Raw genomic sequence first — 1089 nt, forward strand, 5'->3', positions numbered from 1 at the left:
CGTCTCGTCGGTCAAGGTGAAGGCGGGCTACAAGGTCCAGCTGTTCCAGCACATCAACTACGGCGGCAGCTCGGTGACGCTGACGGCCGACACCGCGAACCTGGTGTCGCTCGGCTTCAACGATGCCGCGTCGTCGCTGAAGGTCACCGCGCCCACCACGACCACCCCGCCGACGGGCACGTCGCCGGTGTCGGGCATCCAGGTCGCGCAATCGCTGCTGTTCAACAGCGACGACAGCGCGCTGGTGCTGGTCTCGGGCAAGGCCGCGCTGGTCAAGGTCAACGTCACGAGCGGCGCCACCGGCGGCACCAAGCCGAGCGGCACGCTGCGTGTGACGAGCGCCAACGGCAGCACCCGCGACATCCTGCTGACGGCACCCACCGGCGCGCTGCCGGCCAACGTGCCGGCCGTGCCGAGCTTCACCGATTCGTACACCGCCACCGTGCCGGCCGACCTGGTCAAGACCGGCGTGAAGTTCACCGCGCTGATCGGCAGCAGCGCCGGCACGACGATCACGCCGCGCGTCGGCGGCGGCACGCCGATGAAGTTCGTCCCGATCGCGATCCAGATCGCCGGCACCGTCGGCAAGCTGCCGGCCAGCCAGGGCGCTCACCTGCAGGCGTTGTTCCCGGTCTCGTCGGTCACCGTGCAGTCGCACCCGACCTACGTGTCGAGCCGCGTGACCACGCTGCCGACCACCGATGCCGGCTGGAGCGATGCGTTCGGCAAGATCCTCGGCGAACTGGCCGATCTGCATTCGCTGGAAGGCGCGGCGAAGCACGACCACTACTTCGGCTTCATCCCGAAGCGCACCTGGGGCCTCGCTGGCCTGGCCTACCTGAGCAGCCACTCCGGCGTCGGCTTCGACATGCCCGACCAGCCGACCACCGTGCGCGACGTGGTGGCCCACGAAATGGGCCACAACTTCTCGCTGCCCCACGCGGCCTGCGGCGGCGCCGGCAGCCCGGACCCGGCCTACCCGTACCCGGATGCCAACCTCGGCAAGGCCGGCCGCTACGTCTGGCCGTACCTCGCGGACAGCAACACCTTCTACGACCCGCGCCCGACCGATCGCCACGACATCATGAG

At 69.7% G+C, this 1089-nt stretch carries 1 protein-coding gene; it reads left to right on the forward strand.

All coding sequences use genetic code 11. From position 1 onward, the window contains the following. Positions 1-1089, forward strand: a 1089-nt coding sequence (locus tag AC1D12_RS33865) for a M66 family metalloprotease (protein WP_477845456.1), incomplete at both ends; no start/stop codon positions are given.

It is taken from the genome of Rhizobacter sp. P1_G5 (genome assembly GCF_056405435.1).